Genomic DNA, 19,247 nt, shown 5'->3' on the forward strand with positions numbered 1-19,247 from the left:
CCTCGCTCTTGGCACACACGCATTATGTCAGGGCGATGGATCTTGGTTAGAAAGCTAACAATAAAAGACGATTAGCAGGGCCGTCGCGAACGATTGGTACGTCATGCTGCGTTTGTGAGTGAAAAAAATAATGAGTGGTATTTCAGAGCACGACGAGTTCTCGACCCATGCAGTGCCTACCGATGCCCGAGTTGCGACCTTCAGAGTGGCTGCGGTGTCATCGATGGTGTCCTTTTCCCTGCCTACATTCATAGCGGGTATTGAAGTCGCCTACGGCGTAGGGGAGGCCATGGCCCTCTGGGCTATCTTAGGCGGCTCGTTTATCATTTTCCTTGTTGGCTGGCTTATGGGCTCGATTGGTGCCCGCACAGGCTTTAACTCTTATCTGCTCGTTCGGCTGGCCTTTGGTGACACGGGCGCACGAATCGTTAATCTCGCGTTCTCCATTTCTTTACTCGGTTGGTTCGGTATAAACCTGAATCTGTTTGGCCGTGCCATCGCGGGCCTGAGTAGTGATGTCTTGGGTGTTGTTCCGCCGGAGCTTCTCGTCACGATTTGTGCGAGTGTGTTGATCACGGTGACGACCATTATTGGGTTTCGGGCGATCAATTTTGTGTCGACTTTGATGATCCCTGTTCTCATGTTGGTTGCCGTGGTGTTCTTGGCCGCGGTTGTTGGGCAAGGTGGGAGTCATTCGATAATGTCAGAAACCCAAATGAGTCTCGGGGACGGTATCTCCTCCATTGTCGGCTCGATTGTTATCGGCTGCATCATTATGCCCGACATCACGCGCTTCTTGAGGTCGTCTAATGGGGCGCTTGTGACAAGCGGCGCAAGCTACATGGTGTTTCAGCCCTTTGTAATGTGGGTGGGGGCAAGTGCCGCTTTTGCTTTGGCGACCGATGACATCACAACAATCATGTTGACGCTGGGTTTGGGGCTTGGCGCTTTTGCCATCATTATCGCGGGCTCTTGGGTGCTCAATGCACTGAACCTTTACAGTGCTGTGCTTGGCGTAACGGCGTCTTTTCCTCGGGTTAACGCTAGAAACACGGCTATTTTACTCGGTGCTTTGGGCGTTACCGCCGGATTGATGAATATTCTCGACTCGTTCGTTGAGTTTCTTTTCTATCTGTCGATTGTATTTATTCCGGTGGCAGGCGTGGTGATCGTTGATCATTTTGTAGTGCGCCAGAGTCATTACTCGGTCGACGTGGTCGCAGACAATCAGCCACTTAATGCGCGGGGTTTATTCGCGTGGTTTACGGGTGCCGCCGTTGCATTGGCAGGGTCCGAGGGGTTGATTGTAAGTGTCACCACGGTAGCTGCAATCGACGCGATGATAGTTTCGGCTTTGCTTTATTTTGTGCTCGCAAAAGCCCTGGGTCCGCGACCTTCAGCTCACAATGGGACGGGTCAATAGTATGCGTATTGGGCTCGATGTCGGCGGTACGCACACCGATGCCGTCTTAATGGATGGGCAGCGGGTGGTGGCGCACACGAAAGCAATAACCACGGCCGATGTCGGGTCGGGTATCGAAACGGCGCTCGAGACGATCCTCAGCGGCGTAAGCCCCACTGATGTAGAGCTTCTCACCATTGGTACGACACAATTCACCAACGCCGTAGTTGAGCGAAAGCACTTATCCACGGTTGCTGCGGTGCGCGTTTGTCTCCCTGCCGGACGCGGGCTTCTACCCCGTGCGGATTGGCCTGCAGATCTCGTGAGAGCAACGGATGGTGGAAATTATTTAATCCATGGTGGGCACTTATACGACGCTCGTGAGCTTGCGCCGGTCAAGGAGGCGGAGCTTGACGAACTATTGCGGACACTCGCGAGCACGAAACCGAGTGCGGTTGTTATTTCGTGTGCGTTTTCCCCTTCGCAACCCGAGCTGGAACAGCGTCTCGCGGCGCAAATAGCAAAGGCGTTACCAGCGAGTCGTGTTATCGCGTCCCATACTATGGGTGGACTGGGTTTAATCGAACGTGAAAATGCGTCTATTTTGAACGCCGCGTTACTGAATTTTGCTGACCACGTTGCGTCTGCGCTTGTCGCTTCGAGTGCGCGTCTGGGTTTGCGATGCCCCGTTTATGTGAGTCAGAACGACGGCACTCTGATCGATTTAGAGCGCGTGAGACAGTATCCAGCGTTGACCTTCGCGTCTGGACCCACCAATTCACTCCGTGGCGCCTGGGCGCTTACCGGGCTTTCAGATGCCTTGGTTATCGACGTCGGCGGTACGACGTCTGATATTGGCGTGCTGAAAAATGGATTCCCAAGGCAATCTAACCTTGTGATCGATGTGGGCGGTGCGCGGACCAATTTCCGAATGCCAGACGTTTTAGCGATTGGGTTGGGTGGTGGCAGCGAGATAGGCGAGGGCGGTGTCAGTTGCGGTCCACAGTCGGTTGCCCGAGAGCTCAGGGAAAAAGCCCTTTGTTTTGGTGGCGAGGTCATGACACTTACAGATATTGCCGTGTCTCAGGGGCGACTGACGATTACTAGCGCCGTTGAACCTCATCCTGTGGATGCTGAAGTTTGTACTGCGGTCGATCGGCTTATTCTTGAAAAGTTAAATGCGGCGGTAGATCTTATGAAGCCCGGTGGTGCGATATTGCCAGTTGTGTTGGTTGGCGGGGGTGCGCCGCTTATTCCGGGCGACACCCTTGCAGATTGTCCGATCATTCGCCCTCAGTATGCGGACGTCGCAAACGCTATTGGCGCGTCAATTGCGCAAGTGAGCGGTGAGGCAGAGGGCTTACATGTGCTCACAAGTCAGTCGCGAAGTGAGATGATCGATCAGTTGACGCGTGAAGCAACCGAGCGTGCGATAGCCGCCGGAGCTGCCGAGGCGAGCATTACTACAGTCGATGTCGAAGAGATCGATATTCCCTATATGGCGAATGAAACGACCCAAATTAGTGTTCGCGTTGTTGGCGATCTCTTGTTGGGAGCAAACTAGTTGATGAAAATTTACGCAACCGACCTTGATGATTTAGCACTTGGCGCCGTCTTTTTGGCAACGGGTGGCGGGGGTGATCCCTACTTACCGACATTGATTGCCAAGCAGACGCTTGAGCAGACGGGGCCCGCGACCCTCATCGACGCTGAGGCACTGAGTGATGAGGCCTTCGTGGTGCCTGTAGGAGGTGTTGGCGCCCCTACTGTGTCGTTAGAGTTGTTGCCGTCGATCGATGAGGCATCACGTGTTCTGGATGCCTACGTAACACTGATTAGTAAAGAGATAGATGCGGTTGCTTCGTTTGAGATAGGCGGGGGGAATTCATTGATTCCTCTCATGGCGGCAGCCGTACGGGGACTGCCCGTCATTGACGGTGATGGTATGGGCCGAGCTTTCCCCGAGGCACAAATGATGAGCTACGCCATCTCGGGCGTAAAACCAACGCCTGCGCTAGCAATGGACTACGCGGGCAATACAGCACTTTTTGATACCTCAGATACCACAACCTATGAGCACCACATTCGATCGTTTGCCGCCGCCGCAGGTGGAATGGTCACCGTCGCCGAGCATCCGATGACGGGGGCACAATTGAAACGTTCTGTCATTCCGAAAACCGTGAGCTTCTCCCTGACCTTGGGGCGCCTACTGCGTGAAAAAAGAGGCCCGATTGGCGATCTACTGCCTCTGCTTCGTGACGTGTTCGCCGATTCGGTCTATGGCGCTGTCCATCAAATTTTTACAGGTAAGGTCTCGGGTAAGAGCACCCGTACCGTCGGCGGTTACGATATTGGGGAGCTTTCCATCGAGTGTTTTGACGACCCGACTGCTGTCTGCAATATCACCATTAAGAACGAATACTTAGTGGCAACTGCCGGCGGAAAGCCACTCGCCATGGTGCCTGACTTAATTGTGATCGTTGATGCCGAGACGACGACGCCAATTAATGCAGAGCGACTTCACTTCGGGCAGCGCGTGGCGGTGCTTGCAGTTGGTGCACCTGATTTTTATCAAACCCCCGAGGCGCTGGCGGCCACACAACCTCGTTGTTTTGGCATCGATCTCGATTACACGCCACTGGCTTCATTGGTGAGGTGAGAAATTATCTATTGAATAAGCGGCGTGTCCTCGCTGCCCGAGACGGCCTCTTTTTCGCTGCCTAGCAGAGAAGAGAAATCTTCAAGGATCACGTACAGAGCAGGTATCAAGATAAGCGTCACGCCCGTAGCCAAAATAACACCAAAGCCCAGCGAAACAGCCAGCGGCACAAACGGCGCAGTATCGAAGTCCCGGGTAACCATCAGTGGCATCAGTCCCATGAAAGTCGTTACTGAGGTCAAGAAAATTGGCCTGAAACGTGACATACCTGAGTCAATGACCGCGTCATGCAAGTTCATTTTATGAATGCGTCGATTTCGATTAATGAAATCAACAAGGACAAGGCTGGAGTTAATCACAACGCCCGCTAAAGCGATCATCCCAAGGAGCGAGAAGAAAACGAGGTCATAATTCATGATCTGGTGGCCGATGATCGCGCCAATAAACCCAAAGGGGATGCTCGCCATTACGACGAGAGGTTGAAGGTATGACTTCAGGGGTACGGCGAGCAACGTATAGATAACCATGAGGGCCACAAGGCTTGAACTAACGAGTCCGCTTATTGCACGTGCGCGTTCCTCAGCCTCGCCTGCTTGCCCCACTGTTACGCCTGGGTATGCCTCGATAATACGCGGCACATGTGTTCTGAATACTTCTAGGAGTATTGTTTCAGGCGCCACTTTATCGCGATTCGCTGAGGCAATAACATTAATGGTTCGTTGGCCGTCGGTGCGATTAATCGTCGAGTTGCCGGTGGTCGGCGCAAGCTCTGCCACCGACAGTGCGGGCACCTCAGTGCCGTCTGCGAGTCGGATACTCATGTTTTCGAGGCTTGCCAGCGACGTACGGTCTTCTTTTGGGAAGCGCACCATAACGCGTACGTCATCTCTTCCACGCTGAACGCGTTGGGCTTCGTGACCGTAGAAGGCGTCGCGTATTTGATTCCCTAGATCCGCCTGCGTCAGGCCCAGCGTTTCGGCTTCTGGTCGTATACGCATGGCGAGCTCACGCTTACCCGACCGGTAGGTATTACTGATATCGTAAAGGCCATCATAGCCTTGGAGGACCTCGGTAAGTTCAGCCGCCGCGCGGCCCAGCTGTTCGATGTCCCGTCCGCGTAATTCGAGATCGATATCCTCTCCAAGGGATACGGCGTCCGCTGAGAAGCTCAGCTCCACTACATCGGGGAGGGGGGGCGTCATATCTCGCCAGAGGTTCACCACTTCTTGTGGTGTCATCCCGCCCCGCTCTCTAAAGGGCACAAGGTTCAGAGAGACCTCAGCTACATGCGACCCTGTGGCGCCGGTCATCACCAAGGCGCCTTGTGTGATGGCCACCCCTACAGAAGAAAGCTCATTTTTAAAGGTTGATGTACCGTCAGTGCGCTCGCCGTCCACGATACGACGTGTCGCTTCACCTGAGGCTTGAAGCTTCCTCACAATGGCTTGTGTGCCAGCGAGTGGATAACCCTCGGGCATGACGACTCTGGCGACGACATTGTTTCCTGAGACTGAGGGAAAGAACTGAAAAACGACTCTTCCACTTGCCATCATGCCGCCCATGACGATCATCAGGGCCAAAGCGATAGCAAATGTGGTGTATCGATTTTCAATACCCCATTCAATCCAGCCTTTGTAGTGGGTATGGGCAAAATGTTCGAGCGATCCTGCGATACGATCCTGAAAGCGTTCCCAGCGCTTGCCAAAGCCTGACTCGCGCTTCGTATTACTCCGGTGTGCTAGGTGGGACGGCAAAATCAATTGTGATTCCACGATGCTGAAAATGAGGCACAGTACGACGGTGCCACCGATCGATATAAAGAACTGCCCAAGATTACTGTCAACGTTCAGAAGCGGCATAAAGGCGGCAATGGTCGTTAACACGCCAAAAAATACGGGGACCGCCACCTCACTGGTGCCCTCGATAGCGGCACTTCTTGCATCCATGCCACTTTGCTCTTTCGTATAAATTCGCTCACCCACTACGATAGCGTCGTCCACCACAACACCGAGCGATAAGAGCAGCCCCATCAGCGAAAGCGTACTGATACTCAGGTCGGTAGCGGGGAATAGGGCGATAGCGCCGAAAATGGCGACAGGAATTCCAGCGCTCACCCAAAGCGCAAGTCTGACGCGCAGGAATAAACTAAGGCTGATAATGACCAGTAGCAAGCCGCCAAGTGCGTTGTTGATCATGGTGCCCAGTCGACCGATAAGCTCGTCTGCCTCGTTGTTCCAGACGGTGAAGTGGATCCCTTCAGGGAGCTCCCGCTCTTTTGCGGCAACGTAGTCGATGACCGCTTCCGAAATCTTAATCGTGTCGTCACTACCGATACGAAATATCTGAATCATCATGGCCTGTTCGCCATTAAATTCACCGTATTGGTCTAGCTCCTCGAATCCGTCAACGATGTGAGCAATATCTTTGAGTAATAAACGCGCTCCGCTCGCCTCGCGTGCAACAACGATATTTTCCAAATCTTCGCCACGATAGCGTTGCCCGGTGCTTCGAAGTCTTATCTCCCCCGCATCCGCTTTTACTGCGCCGCCCGGAATATCCACACTGGAGCTGCGAATCGCCTGGGCAATTTGAGCCAGCGTCAGTTGATGGCGTCGTAGCGTCGCCTCTGAGACTTCGACTGAAATTTCATCGGGCCGCATGTAAAGCGTCTCAACGAGGCTGACTTCAGGCAATTCAAGTAAATCCGTTCGAATGGACTGCGTGATATTTTTCAGTGAGCGCTCGTCGGTGTCTCCGTGAACGGCGATCTGGGCAACCATACTGCGCATCGTGACCTGGGATACGATAGGTCGCTCGGTGTTGGCAGGAAAGGTTGAGATAGCGTTGACTTGGGCTTTGATGTCATCCAGCGCTTTGGCTTTGTCGGCCTTCATATCGAGCTCAATGGCTACGCTGCATGCGCCCTCAGCTGCGGTTGTTTTAACTTTCAATATGTTTTCAATACCGTCGATCGACTCCTCGATCCGTGTGCAAACGCCCGTCTCGACTTCCGCGGGTGCGGCACCTAAATAGGGGACCATAACCGTCACCACCGGCGCTTCGACGTTAGGAAATTCTTCTTTTCGTACGTCCTGAAGTGCCAGTAAACCCGAGGCAATCAGGATGAACATGAGCAGATTTGCAGCGATGGGGTTATCAACGAACCATGCGATTAGTTTTGGCATTGTTTACGGCTCAGTTGATAACTTGCACGGGCATGCCTTCTACAACGAACTGTAGAGGCGATATGTTCACGTGTTCACCCTTTTCCAGCCCGTCTGATAGGAGGACCTCGTCCGCGGTGAGTTGGAAAATTTGAACATGCCGGAAGTGCAATTGATCGTTTTCGTCGATAACCATGACCGTATCGTCCGCTCTCAATGCAGTTCTCGGAATGCGAACGAGCCCCTCGGCATCCCGTCCCGATATGGTGGCATCCACGAATAGACCGAGCGGTAATTGAACGCCTCTGTCGCTGGTTGTCTCGCTAACCTCAGCGATGACGTGTAGGAAGCGACTTCGTGTCGAGATATCTCCCTCAGTGCGAGTCAGCGTTGCCTCCCAAGTCTGCTCTGCACCTGCAAAATTCGCAGTGAGAGTGACCTGAGCTGGATTTTCACCTGCGCTGCCCACATTGGCATATTGCGGCGCAAGGTAAGCGAGTTGAGCGTCGGCGAGCGGCAGTTTGACCTCGAGTCGCTCGGTGTCATAAACGGTCGCAATACTTGCGCCCTTTTGCAGGAATTGGCCAACGTCAACGGACTCGTTGCGCACGCGGCCATTGAAGGGAGCCCTGATGAGCGTGCGCTCAAGATCAATATTGGCGCGCTCGAGCGCCGCTGTGGCCTCCATCGCCGATGCCTCAGCCACCGCAAGTAGGCGCTCTGCGCCCTGCAGGTCGGCCACGCTTGCGAGTTCATCCCCATAGAGCGCTCGCACACGCCCAGCTTCGAGACGTGCAAAATTCAGCTCGGCTTGCGAGCGACTGAGACTCGCCTGGGCTCTATCCCTTGCGATTTCATAATCACGTGGATCAAGCTTTAGCAACGTATCGCCGAGTTGAAATTGACCACCCGATAACATCGTATCTGCCACGTAGATGACCTCACCAGCCACCTGCGCCAAGAGGTTTGTTTGCGAGCGTGGCTGCACATTCCCCTCTGAATAGACTTTCAGATTGACCGTCTCTGGCTCAACGGTTATCGCCCTGACAGCCACGGGAACAGGTTCCTTGACCGTTGTATCCAGCTCAGCCGTTGTGTTTATGAGTCCCAGGTAAATACCTGACGCGATGACAAGCACGATAAGGGGCGCAATAAGCTTCTTGAGCCGGAGTGAGCGCGGAGTAGGGCTTTGATTCATTGTAGGTCTCGTATCATTACAGCGTGTGGGCCTTCCTTTTCCCGCGGCAACTATACGCTTTATGAGCAGTTGGCCGTCTCATTCCAATCAATTACGACAATAAGTAGATAGCGAGCCTACCGATAACGAAAAGCAGATCACCGGTGGCTAGATGGGTAATCCCTCGTCAATAGCATGGTTTCGCTCCGCGGGCGTTTGTACACCGGGTACGTGGTAAAGACCATTCACTGCGTCTTGGGTGGACTTTACGTCGGCTCGATCCGCGTAGAACTGGCTATACCACTTACGGCCCTTAAGGAAGGGACCTTCCGTTTTCATTGCCATTGGCTTTAGAGCGGGTTTCTTATGCTGCCAGATTTCAAAGTCTTTGGAGAAGGCCTCCAATGCACCGGCTTGGATGGCTTTCGCCATTTCTTTATCTTCTGCGGTGATGGTGCCGGTTGCGGATTTGACGAGACACCCGTGCCAGGCCTTGATTCTCCCGTCACCTATGGGCGTGTTCGCGATCATTTCGAACTGCGTTGCGTCGCCCCAGACTTGCTTCGACAGTAAAACGCCGGGTCCGGTATACCACGTTGTCGTGTACAACATGGCGCCGCCATAGAGTGTCATTGCACCACCTTGACGTTGAATTAAAACATGGTCCCGCATTTCGTTTTCAAAATATTCGCAGGGTGCGCCGTGGGTGGGTCCTAGGTGTCGGTTATCGCACATGTTATCGAGGACTTCCTGCGGGTGTAGATCTAGTTCTGGTAGGTGGTCAAGGTCCCAGTGCACCCAGCCTCCCTCGTCCCACTGCTCGAGATAGGGCGGCGCATAATCCGGGGCTGCACCCTCTTCATCAAACCACATCATGATGCATCCCATGTTATCGACAACGGGGTAGGAACGAATCGACGCAGATTTAGGGCAGGGGCCATCGTGATAGGGGATATCGTCGACCTGCCCCTCGGAGTTGTAGCGCCAGCCGTGATAAGGGCAGCGAATCGAATCTCCCTCGACATGTTTACCGCCAACATCGGCAACAATGAGCATCGCACTGGTGTTTTTGGCGAGGTGAGTCCCCATATGTTTGCAATACGCGTCAAGCATCACAGGGTTGCCACTTTCGCCTCTGTAAAGGGCGAAGTCACGGCCGAAAAAGGTAACTCCGATAGGGCCGTTATCAATCTCCCGACTCTCCGCCACGATGAACCATCCTCGAGGATAGGTGTTGGGGCCAAGGCCATACTCTGCTGCTGTTGCCACGGTGAGTCTCCTGTCCGCGCCTGGTGACGCTATTATTCCCTGCAATGGAGATAAACTAGGTGAAATGCGGACTTCGGTCAAAACACGAAGGCGCCGTTGCGTAGACAAAAAGGACGATGACACAAAGGTGTGTGCCAACGAGCATGGGCGCCCTAAAGTAGCCTGCGAACGCCTCGAGGAGTTTGGTTTGTACAATGAAGAGTTAACGCAATTCAGAGCTGAGACCGTCGCGTGGCTAGAGGCTAATTGTCCACAGTCACAGCGACAACCCATTGTCCGAGACCAGCAGATCTGGGGTGGGCGACGGCGAGTATTTCCCAGTGCAGAGGCTCAGCAGTGGTTTGAGGCATGCCGTGACAAGGGCTACACCGCACCCGAGTGGCCAAGTGAGTACGGTGGCGGCGGCTTATCTTCAGCCCAGGCAAAAGTCTTGCAGCAAGAGATGGCAAGGATGCGCTGCAGACCGCCCCTCTATTGCCAAGGTTTATGGATGTTAGGGCCCGCACTGTTGGTCTACGGCAATGAAGCCCAGAAGCGGGAGCACCTTGGTGCCATCTGTCGTGGTGAGATTCGCTGGGCCCAGGGTTATTCTGAGCCCTCAGCCGGTTCTGATCTTGCAAACCTCAAGACTAAAGCCGAGGATTGCGGCGATCACTTTCTCGTCAATGGCACTAAGATTTGGACGACAAAAGCGGACGAGGCTGATTGGATTTTTTGCCTAGTTCGCACCAGTGATACGACCCCCAAGCAAGCGGGAATCAGTTTTCTTCTTATCGATATGGAAACCGAGGGCGTTTCTACGTCACCAATTCCCCTAATTAGTGGAGAATCCGAGTTCTGTCAGACCTTTTTTGACAGCGTGAAAGTGCCTAAGGCGAATCTTGTTGGCGAGTTGAATGGCGGCTGGGCGGTGGCCAAAGAGCTACTCAAGCACGAGCGCAAGATGATGGCGGCGTTCGAGGGTATGCTCGAGAAGCCAGCAATGGAGCTACTCGAGCTTGCGCAACATGCGGTTGGCGTTGACGACTCGGGAGCATTGGCAGATGACGAGTTAAGAAGTGATATAGCGCGTCACCTCATGCGCGAAACAGCCATGGGTCAACTGGGCGAACGCATTTACAGACAAGGCAAGGCGAAGCAGTCCGATCCGAGGCTCCCGCTCCTGATGAAGTATCTCGGTACCTCTGAAGCGCAAACGAAAGACGAACTTATTTTGCGTGCACTGGGCGATGAAGGCTTATCGATGGATGATCCCACTGTTTCTTTGGGTCTTAGAAAAATGGTCAAGCAGTGGGCCTTCAATAAATCGCTGACAATCGCCGGCGGCACCAGTGAGGTCCAGCTCAATATCATCGCGAAGCGGGCCTTGGGTATGCCGTCCGCGGAGGGTAAGTCATGATCTTGAATGAAGAGCAGGCGATGCTCAAAGAGACCGTGGCTCAGTTTTTTGCCGAGCAAGCCCCTGTTGCATGTTTACGTCAACTGGGGGAGGGATCATCAAGCGTTGCATACGACCCACACCTTTGGTCAGAGATGGTTGCGCTGGGTCTAACAGGGATAACAGTGCCCGAAGAATTTGAGGGGTTGAACTTCGGTTGGTTGGCGGTTGGTGCTATCGCTCAAGAGGCGGGTCGCAGGTTAGTCGCCAGCCCCTTCCTATCCAGTGTGGTGTTTGCTCAAAACCTACTTCTTAACTGTGGCTCACGCCATCAAATAGAAACGTATTTGCCGAAACTCATATCGGGAGATCAAACGGGCAGTGTTGCGTTGGATGAGGGTCGGTTTTTCAATCCACACGCCACTGAGCTGTCAGTGGTCGACGGCCGTCTCACGGGCGTTAAGACCCGTGTTTTAAATGGGCAGACCAGCAATTTGTTGCTGTGTGTGGCGAGGCGCGCATCGGGTGCTCTGGGCGTAGCCCTAATCCCGCGAGATCTGGCGGGTGTTGAAGTCGAGGCTAAGCGGGCAATGGATCTCCATGGTTATGCCAGCATTAGTTTTAACGGCGTTAACGACGCCCATATTGAGTGGCTGGAGGGTGAGTCAGTCGATACGGGCATAACGAGAGCTATCGATCAGGCGACCATCGTTTTAGCGGCAGAGATGATGGGGAGTGCCCGCGAAGTCCTTAAGCGAACTGTCGAATATCTGGGAGAGCGGGAGCAGTTCGATGTGAAACTGGGCAGTTTTCAGGCACTACAGCATCGTTGCGCCCAAATGTTTTGTGAACTCGAACTGGCTGAGAGTGCGGTGAGTGCTGCATTAACAGGTTTAGATGAGAACGCGGCTAACCTGAGTCTTCTTTGTAGTGCGGCAAAGGCGCTTGCCAATGACTGTTTTACCTTGATTTCGTCTGAAGCGATCCAACTGCACGGTGGTATGGGTGTCACCGAGGAGATGGATATGGGGCTGTTCCTGAAACGATCGCGAGTCTGTAATCAGCTCCTCGGTTCTTCGAGCTACCACCGAGATCGATTTGCACGCCTTCACGAATTCTGAGGCGGGCCGACTGCGTTAGCGCCAAAAATTTGAGCTCAGTAACGATTCAAGCGTCGTTGAGTGAGGAGGGCAGGTAGTGGATATAGCTTCGCGCTAAGCCCCCCACTAAGTAAGCCCCCCACGCTAGGAAAAAAGGTGCTAAGCGGCCACGTAAGGCGAGCGCTGTTGAGAGGCATCCAACCGGCATGCCTCGCCGCAACTTAGCTCACACAGTGCTTCTAGGCGGTAGGTTCCACCAAGAACTGACTAAACCACCGTCGAAACTTAGCAAAGGGGCCGTCACCATCGCAGAGTAACGGACGTTCAAAGTATTGCTTTCGATCCCAAATAATTTGATCTTCAGCCATTTGCTGGCAGATATTGCCGATAATGGCTTGTCCGACAGTTTTCCCGAGTGTTTCCTGTGTGGCCCGCGGTTGAATAAAGGCGTAGGAAGCATAGGTTTTTTCAGGCCCTACGGGCGTCACATTAGCGAGCAGCAGGGTATCGTAGATTCCTGTAAACCGAACGACGGAGAGTCCTGCACCTTGACTGCGGGTTTCGATGGCACCGTCGACCACACCGCGAGGCGTTGGTTGGCGAGTGATGAACTTTCCCTCTCGGATATGACCGTCGAAGTTTTGAAACGCGGCCTCTGGTACATCGTCCGTGCCATGAACATAGTGAAAATGAGCAGCATCTACGGCGTTTTCGCCCATTTCCTGCATGTGCGTATTGATATCCCAGGTATGGATAATCATCTCGCCCCAGTCAGGGTGATTGGCTGCCGCCTCGGGGATGACCTCGGGTTCCCAGGTTGGGGCTTCTTTCTTCGGGTGATACCAAACAAGTATTTGCTGATTAACTTCACGAACATCCCAAGCCCCAAGGATCGTCTCTCCCTTGGCAACCCGTGGCGGCATATTCTTGGCATAGGGGATGTGGGTGCATTGACCCTCACCATTCCAGCGCCAGCCGTGAAAGGGGCACTCAATACTGTCACCGACGATACGGGGACCTTTCCCGGTTTGCTCACGAATGCCGTAACCGAGGTGTGCGCCCATGTGCGGACAGAACGCATCAACCACCTTTGGCTCGCCCGCTTCAGTGCGAAAAACCACCAATTCTTGCCCAAAGTATTCAACGGGAATTGCGTCGCCCACCGCTAACTCGTGGGAGTACAGTACTTGAAACCAACCCATCGGCATGGGGAGTGGACATCTGGGGGTATCGGTCGCAATCATCATAGAACGTTGTCCGGCAACTGAAGCAGAGCGTGAAGTATAACGGCTGATGCGCCGCTGCCCAGCCGGGCCAGAGGTGCAAACGGATTATGGTGCCTTCAAATGGATTATGCGCAGGGAGATAACCTGATCGATTTATAGGTGACGATCTCAGTACACTCGAAGCTTCGCGAGCCGGCGCAATAAAAAGGAAAACGTGTGTCTATTAAAGCGACGATAACGGAGCTCACAGGTGTTGGCGCCTTTTTTGAAGTGGAGCAACTTCAGACTGAGCGCGGCGCAATGGATGGTTATAAACACGCACCGCAGACACTTACAGAGATTATTCAAAATGCCCGTGGACACGGTGATCAGGGATTCATTGTCTCGGGTGATACGCGATTAACATTTGCACAATTCTTTGACCGAGCAGACCGGCTGCGCGCCTATTTGCAGGAAAGTGGTCTCAACGCAGGCGATCGGTTTGCCATTGCCATGCGCAATAATGCCGAGTGGTTGGTGGGCTTTACAGCGGCCTTTTTGGCGGGCGCAACAGTCGTCCCCATAAACAGTTGGGGGCAAGCTGACGAGCTGGCTTTTGCGCTGCAAGATTGCGGTGCATCGTGGCTACTGTGTGACGACCAGCGTGGAACCATGCTCTCTGGCGAGCTCGATACCAAAAAACGACTTATCGTTTATGACCGTGCGGTACCCGGGTCGCTACGGGGTATCGATTTCAACGACGCGACAAGTAATGCATTACCAAAAGAGGTCGCTACGCCCGCTGCGGACGACGTCTGCTTGATCTTGTACACCTCGGGCAGCACCGGGACGCCGAAAGGTGTTGTGCACTGTCAGCAGGCGCTGTCTCAAGCGGTATTCAATATGATGTTTACGGGCATGCTGACGATGACCGTAGAAGGGGGGTTACGCGAGTTAAGGGGCGGCGCGACTCAAGAAAAGGCGTTACTGAATGTCCCGCTATTTCACGCTACGGGTCTGCTGGGATCGTTTGTGCTGCCGCTGGTCACTGCGCAGGGGATTGTCATGATTTCCAAGTGGGATGCGCAAGAGGCGTTACGTTTGATAGAGGCCGAGCGCGTAACCCTCTTTAGCAGCGTTCCCGCTTTGGTAAAGGATTTATTGACTCAGCCGAATTTGGCGAATTTTGATATTTCATCACTACACCGCGTGTCCTCAGGCGGCGCTGCAATGCCGTCAGATCTACCCGGAATCATCGAGGGGACAATCGACAAGGCCTACGCATCAGGAGGCTACGGGTTGACCGAGACACTCGCCGTCGGGAGTCAGGCGGCGGGTGCGGTGTTTGACGCAAAGCCCGCTGCTGCAGGTGTTCAGTCGCCAATCATGGCCATTCGCTGTAGCGGCGCCGATGGATCCGTATTGCCGCCGGGGGAGGCGGGTGAGATCGAGATGCGTGGTGTGGCCTGTACCCTCGGATATTGGAATAAGCCAGAGGCAAATGCCGCCGTGTTCACCGAAGATGGATGGATGAAAACGGGCGATGTGGGTTATGTGGCCGATGACGGTTATGTTCATATCACGGGCAGAATTAAGGACATCGTTATACGCGGTGGTGAGAATATTTATCCCGGGGATACCGAGCAGGCCTGCTATCAGATAGACGGTGTACAGGAGTGCGTGGTCTTTGGTGTGCCCGATGAGCTGATGGGAGAAGAGCTGGCTATGGTTGTCAGGGTGGCTGCATCTTCTCTGTCAGAAGATGACGTCAGAGCTGGGCTCAAAGCCCGCATAGCGGGCTACAAGGTACCTAAGTTTATCGAATTAACGGATCAGCCCTTGGCTCGAGGCGCTACTGAGAAATTCGATAAGCGCGCTATTCAGGCCGCTTTTGTTGCGACGCAAAAGCGTCAGTGATCAAGCAGGCAATAGCGCCCGATTTTGAACGGCCCGCGTATTCGGCCGAGCGCTCGGCTTGTCGTTGAAACGCCGCCTTTTTTAAACGCCAAAACCACCATCTACCGGTATGAGCTGTCCGGTGGTGTAGGCTGCGTTATCGGAGGCAAGGAATACGGCCATCTTTGCAACCTCTTCAGGTTGGCCGAATCGATTCAGCGGAAGGGCACTCTTAACGCCTTCAATCCAAGCATCATCAAAGACGCCTTGTTCTTTGAGGCGCAGGAAAATGCCGGTCTCGATGACGCCAATGGCGATGCTATTTGCCCTGATATTGTTGATGCCTTCCTCTTTTGCGACGCCTTTTATTAACTCCTCGACAGCCGCCTTGGGCGCAACGCTCAGGATATCAAGCGGCGGATACTTCAGAAGCCCAGCGGAGCTTATGTGTACGTAGCTACCGCCACCACCATCACGCAGGTGCGGTAATGTTGCATGTATCGCGTTAAAAGCGCCCTCGGCATCTGAACGCATAACCCGCTGCCAAAGCTCTGGGGTGACTTCTGAAATCGGCGATTGTGGAATGTCGTAGCCAGTGGCAATAAAAACCGAATGTAAACGACCGTACTGAGCGATACCGCGGCTAATGGCACGGTTAAGGGTAGTAAGGTCTTGAAGTGTGACCTGTTCGCAGGACACGGACGCTTGGCTCCCACCTAATTCATTCGATAGTCGCTCGGCGCGCTCACGGTTGCTGTTATAAGTCAGCAGCACCGGTATGTTGTTGGCTACCAATTCCTGGCAAATAGCGGTGCCCACACCTCCGCTACCACCGATGACTAAGGCAAATCCACTTGGGTAAAGATCATTCATGGTTCTGGATTCCTCCGAGTACCTTTTCGAGCATATACCGTCTTATCGCTAACAGATAGCCACGAACTTTGGTCAAAAAAAACCCGCCGTTAGGCGGGTTTTGGTCGAGCAGGCAACTTATAGGTCGAGTCGAATATCGACACCATACGTTGCAGGGTTGCCCCACTGGTGAACGGCGTATCCGAGATCAGGACCATAGTTGAATCCAAAGGTTCGGTACTCTTCATCTGTGATGTTACGACCCCATAGTGCGACGTTTACATTACGCCCGTTATCCATCTCCGTATTAAACGTCAGGCGGGCATTAACAAGATCACGCTCTTGGTTAGTGGGCTGACTTAGGTTCACAGGAATAGATGGCTGTCCTGCTGCCGTGTAGTTACCCGGTACAGAGTTGATGCTGACGGTCTCGTCTGTATGCGAGGTGGAAATTTGCAGGTCGAGTGTGCTTCCACCTGAACTCCACATCTGCCAATCCATCACCAAGCTGTATTGGTTATCCGGCGTCAGACCTTGACTAGGCTGAATGTTCAGACCGAGATACGCGGGATAATCGTCAAAGTCCCGGTTGGTATAGGCGTACTGAGCACGGAACTGCAGACTGTCTGTAGCAAGCCATGCCACGTCGAGTTCCAGGCCATCTGTACTGAAGCTGGCGGCATTTACAACGTCTGTTGAAATGGCGCCCGCATCAGTCTTAACAACACTCACCTGTACGTCATCGTAGTCATAGGTATAGTACGCAGCGTTTATGCGCACTCGACCATCGGCCAACATAGACTTCATACCCACTTCGAAGCTCGCAATGGTCTCCTCGGTGTAGTCATCGCCTGTGCCCGTGTCCTTATTAAAGGCACCTCCATTGAAACCGCCCGCTCGGTAGCCTGTTGTGTAACTGGCGTAGAAGTTGGTGTTGTCGTCAAGATTGTATTTGGCGACTAAACGACCCGATGTGTTGTTAAAGTCTTGCTTGTTGTAGTTGCCATAGACTCCCGGTGTTTCTGCGATATCGCTTATGTTCTCAAGTCCGCCAACGTAGGCGTCTGTAAGGCTGCGAGGGACAGATATAGGATCTACGCCAGGGGGTAAGAAGGCGTTCGTCAACGCTTCTTCAATCACAGCGCCGATCCATGAACCGATCGCGCCCGGGTTATCGCGCCAACGATAAGTCATGTACTTCGTTTCATCGTTGTAGCGCAGACCTGCGGTGAATGACCACTTGTCAGAAGCTCTCCAAGTCACCTCACCGAAGACGGACTGGGCGTCACCACCGACGTCAAAACCACGACTTGCTGATCCTGCCAGGGTGTAGGTAGGATTCTGCACGTTTCGCATTTCACCGTAATCTTCCCAATCGTAGAGACCGACAACCCAGTCAATGGAGTCCGTTGAACCTAAAATCTGCAGCTCATGGCTCTCTTGCTCATAACGGTTTGCGAGATCTGTCCAGAATACGCCATCACCGTTATTCGCGTTGATAGCACCCATCATGGCTAAGGCAAGCTCGAAGTCGTAGGAGTTAGGGATATCGACCTGGAAGGGAGGCGGTGTCCCGGCGGGGCATGCGCCAACCGACTGCGTTGCCGCGCAGAACGTGTCAGGGATAACCTGGCCGAAGAACGCACCACCGATCGTTTGCAAGGTCAGATCGCTACGCACACCAGACGATACCGAGTTATCAATGCCGTCTAAGTCACTGAGTGATCGATCATTCATGGTGCGATCACCATAGATGTACTTGATGCTGACCGCATCACTCAGCTCGTAATTCAGCGTGAGTGTGTGTGCTTCATTTTCCACGTTTGCAAAGCTGTTTATATCTGTAGAGCCTGCACCAAAGTGTGAATCAGTATTGTCCAGAACACCATTCGCCCACGCCACGTAGTCATTTGACCAACCCAGGAACTGCTGGATTTGGGGAAGTGGTGGTAACAGACCAAACTGGGCCGCTTGAGCAACGCCGCCGGCGATTGCCTGCACGGTTTGGATACGTGATGTGCTGTCAATCGGTACGTTGGCTTGATCGCCTCCGGCGGCAAGATAACCGCCAAGCGCCGCATAACTGGGGTTCAAGCCACTTGGTCGGTTCCAGTTGTCGAGCTCTCCATTTACATTGCTCTTCGCATAGGAGTAGTCAACACTCAGGCGATCAGTCGCGTCCCAGGCGAACGCAACACGAAAGCCATCGCGGTCGATACTATTAAAACCATCGATGTCCGGGTTGGTGTTGTCATAGAACGGATCCCGCTGCCGATCGTTAAACGAAATAGCCGTGCGGAAGGAGTCGGAGAAGGGGATGTCGGCGCGGACAGAATACTCCTGAGTGCCGTAGTTGCCCATCGTTCCACGCAAGGTAAGGCCCATCTCATCCGAGGGCGCTTTACTGATGTAATTGATTGCACCCGATGTTGAGTTTCGGCCAGACAGTGTTCCTTGCGGTCCCTTCAAAATCTCGATTCTGGCGAGGTCAACAATGTCGGGGGAGCTGCCTTGGTTTTTACCGATGTACACGCCATCGACGTAGCGACCAGCCGCGGGATCAAGCGAAATCTGAGGCGCGCCATCGCCAATACCGCGGATGATGAAAGCTGTAGAGGAACCTCCCTGCGGCGATCCGTAGCCGTTTACACCAACCACTTCATTAATCATATCCAAGTTGTTATTGATGCCGCGCTCCTGAATGTCTCTTTCAGTCAAGGCTTCAATTGAAATGGGCGTATCTTGAAGACTCGCTTCACGACGCTCAGCTGTTACGACAACCTCCTCGAGCTGCGCAAAGGCGGTTTCCGCTGTCATCACGGCCATTACGGCTGCTGCTAATAGCGTCTTTGGGCTAGATGGGTTCATGGTTTTAACCTCTTTTTAGCGTTATTAAGTTAAGAACTGCTTCATCAATTAAAAGATATGTCATAAATTGTGTCAAATAACTGATTTTTCCTTTCAGTACCGCCTTTGGCCGCAATTTTCAGTGAATGGATCCAAGCCTGCGCGACCGTTATCAGAACCAATGAAAAGCAGTACTTTGTCATTATTCTGTCACGATAGTGTCTCTCAGGGGCGAGATCGAGGGAATGCCTGTTTCGCGTTGTGTTTAGAACAAACGGACTACCTCAAATAGGCGCGG

At 53.4% G+C, this 19,247-nt stretch carries 12 protein-coding genes; 6 read left to right on the forward strand and 6 right to left on the reverse strand.

Annotated features, from left to right (window positions below; all coding sequences use genetic code 11):
* Positions 1-130: 130 nt before the first annotated feature.
* The 3 genes from E0F26_RS07205 to E0F26_RS07215 are packed head-to-tail and all read left to right on the forward strand — an operon-like array spanning position 131 to position 4,061.
* A complete protein-coding gene (locus E0F26_RS07205; RefSeq protein WP_279240991.1) occupies positions 131-1,423 on the forward strand; it encodes a purine-cytosine permease family protein in 1,293 nt (430 codons plus the stop codon).
* Position 1,424: 1 nt separating this feature from the next.
* Positions 1,425-2,966, forward strand: coding sequence for a hydantoinase/oxoprolinase family protein (locus E0F26_RS07210; RefSeq protein ID WP_279240992.1), 1,542 nt, complete (start codon positions 1,425-1,427; stop codon positions 2,964-2,966).
* 3 nt (positions 2,967-2,969) lie between these two features.
* Positions 2,970-4,061 carry a DUF917 domain-containing protein gene (locus E0F26_RS07215; RefSeq protein WP_279240993.1) on the forward strand — a complete coding sequence of 364 codons (1,092 nt, stop codon included), beginning with the start codon at positions 2,970-2,972 and terminating at the stop codon, positions 4,059-4,061.
* A gap of 8 nt (positions 4,062-4,069) precedes the next feature.
* Here E0F26_RS07215 and E0F26_RS07220 read toward each other — a convergent pair whose 3' ends face one another.
* The 3 genes from E0F26_RS07220 to E0F26_RS07230 all read right to left on the reverse strand — a co-directional run bounded on the left by E0F26_RS07220 (position 4,070) and on the right by E0F26_RS07230 (position 9,671).
* Entirely contained in the window at positions 4,070-7,246 is a 3,177-nt protein-coding gene (locus E0F26_RS07220) for an efflux RND transporter permease subunit (RefSeq protein ID WP_279240994.1), read from the reverse strand.
* Positions 7,247-7,256: 10 nt separating this feature from the next.
* Positions 7,257-8,423, reverse strand: coding sequence for an efflux RND transporter periplasmic adaptor subunit (locus E0F26_RS07225; protein ID WP_279240995.1), 1,167 nt, complete (start codon positions 8,421-8,423; stop codon positions 7,257-7,259).
* Between the two features lie 147 nt (positions 8,424-8,570).
* Complete coding sequence (locus E0F26_RS07230; RefSeq protein WP_279240996.1) at positions 8,571-9,671, reverse strand: Rieske 2Fe-2S domain-containing protein; 1,101 nt, start codon at positions 9,669-9,671, stop codon at positions 8,571-8,573.
* 187 nt (positions 9,672-9,858) lie between these two features.
* Here E0F26_RS07230 and E0F26_RS07235 point away from each other — a divergent pair, with 187 nt between their 5' ends.
* Complete coding sequence (locus E0F26_RS07235; RefSeq protein ID WP_279240997.1) at positions 9,859-11,070, forward strand: acyl-CoA dehydrogenase family protein; 1,212 nt, start codon at positions 9,859-9,861, stop codon at positions 11,068-11,070.
* Positions 11,067-12,170, forward strand: a complete 1,104-nt coding sequence (locus E0F26_RS07240) for an acyl-CoA dehydrogenase family protein (RefSeq protein ID WP_279240998.1) — start codon at positions 11,067-11,069, stop codon at positions 12,168-12,170. The genes E0F26_RS07235 and E0F26_RS07240 overlap by 4 nt, the downstream gene beginning before the upstream one ends.
* Positions 12,171-12,388: 218 nt before the next feature.
* Here the strand turns inward: E0F26_RS07240 and E0F26_RS07245 are convergent, their stop codons facing one another.
* Positions 12,389-13,396, reverse strand: coding sequence for an aromatic ring-hydroxylating oxygenase subunit alpha (locus E0F26_RS07245; protein WP_279240999.1), 1,008 nt, complete (start codon positions 13,394-13,396; stop codon positions 12,389-12,391).
* Between the two features lie 195 nt (positions 13,397-13,591).
* On the opposite strand from E0F26_RS07245, the gene E0F26_RS07250 reads away from it, so the two are divergent.
* Complete coding sequence (locus tag E0F26_RS07250; RefSeq protein ID WP_279241000.1) at positions 13,592-15,271, forward strand: class I adenylate-forming enzyme family protein; 1,680 nt, start codon at positions 13,592-13,594, stop codon at positions 15,269-15,271.
* An 81-nt stretch (positions 15,272-15,352) separates the two neighbouring features.
* On the opposite strand, the gene E0F26_RS07255 is transcribed toward E0F26_RS07250, so the two are convergent.
* The gene (locus tag E0F26_RS07255; protein ID WP_279241001.1) at positions 15,353-16,123 is read right to left on the reverse strand and encodes an SDR family NAD(P)-dependent oxidoreductase; all 771 of its coding nucleotides are present in this window, start codon (positions 16,121-16,123) and stop codon (positions 15,353-15,355) included.
* Positions 16,124-16,240: 117 nt separating this feature from the next.
* Complete coding sequence (locus E0F26_RS07260; protein WP_279241002.1) at positions 16,241-18,970, reverse strand: TonB-dependent receptor; 2,730 nt, start codon at positions 18,968-18,970, stop codon at positions 16,241-16,243.
* Positions 18,971-19,247: the final 277 nt, after the last annotated feature.

This window comes from Candidatus Paraluminiphilus aquimaris, from assembly GCF_026230195.1.
In the GTDB taxonomy this organism is placed as follows: Bacteria; Pseudomonadota; Gammaproteobacteria; order Pseudomonadales; family Halieaceae; genus Luminiphilus; species Luminiphilus aquimaris.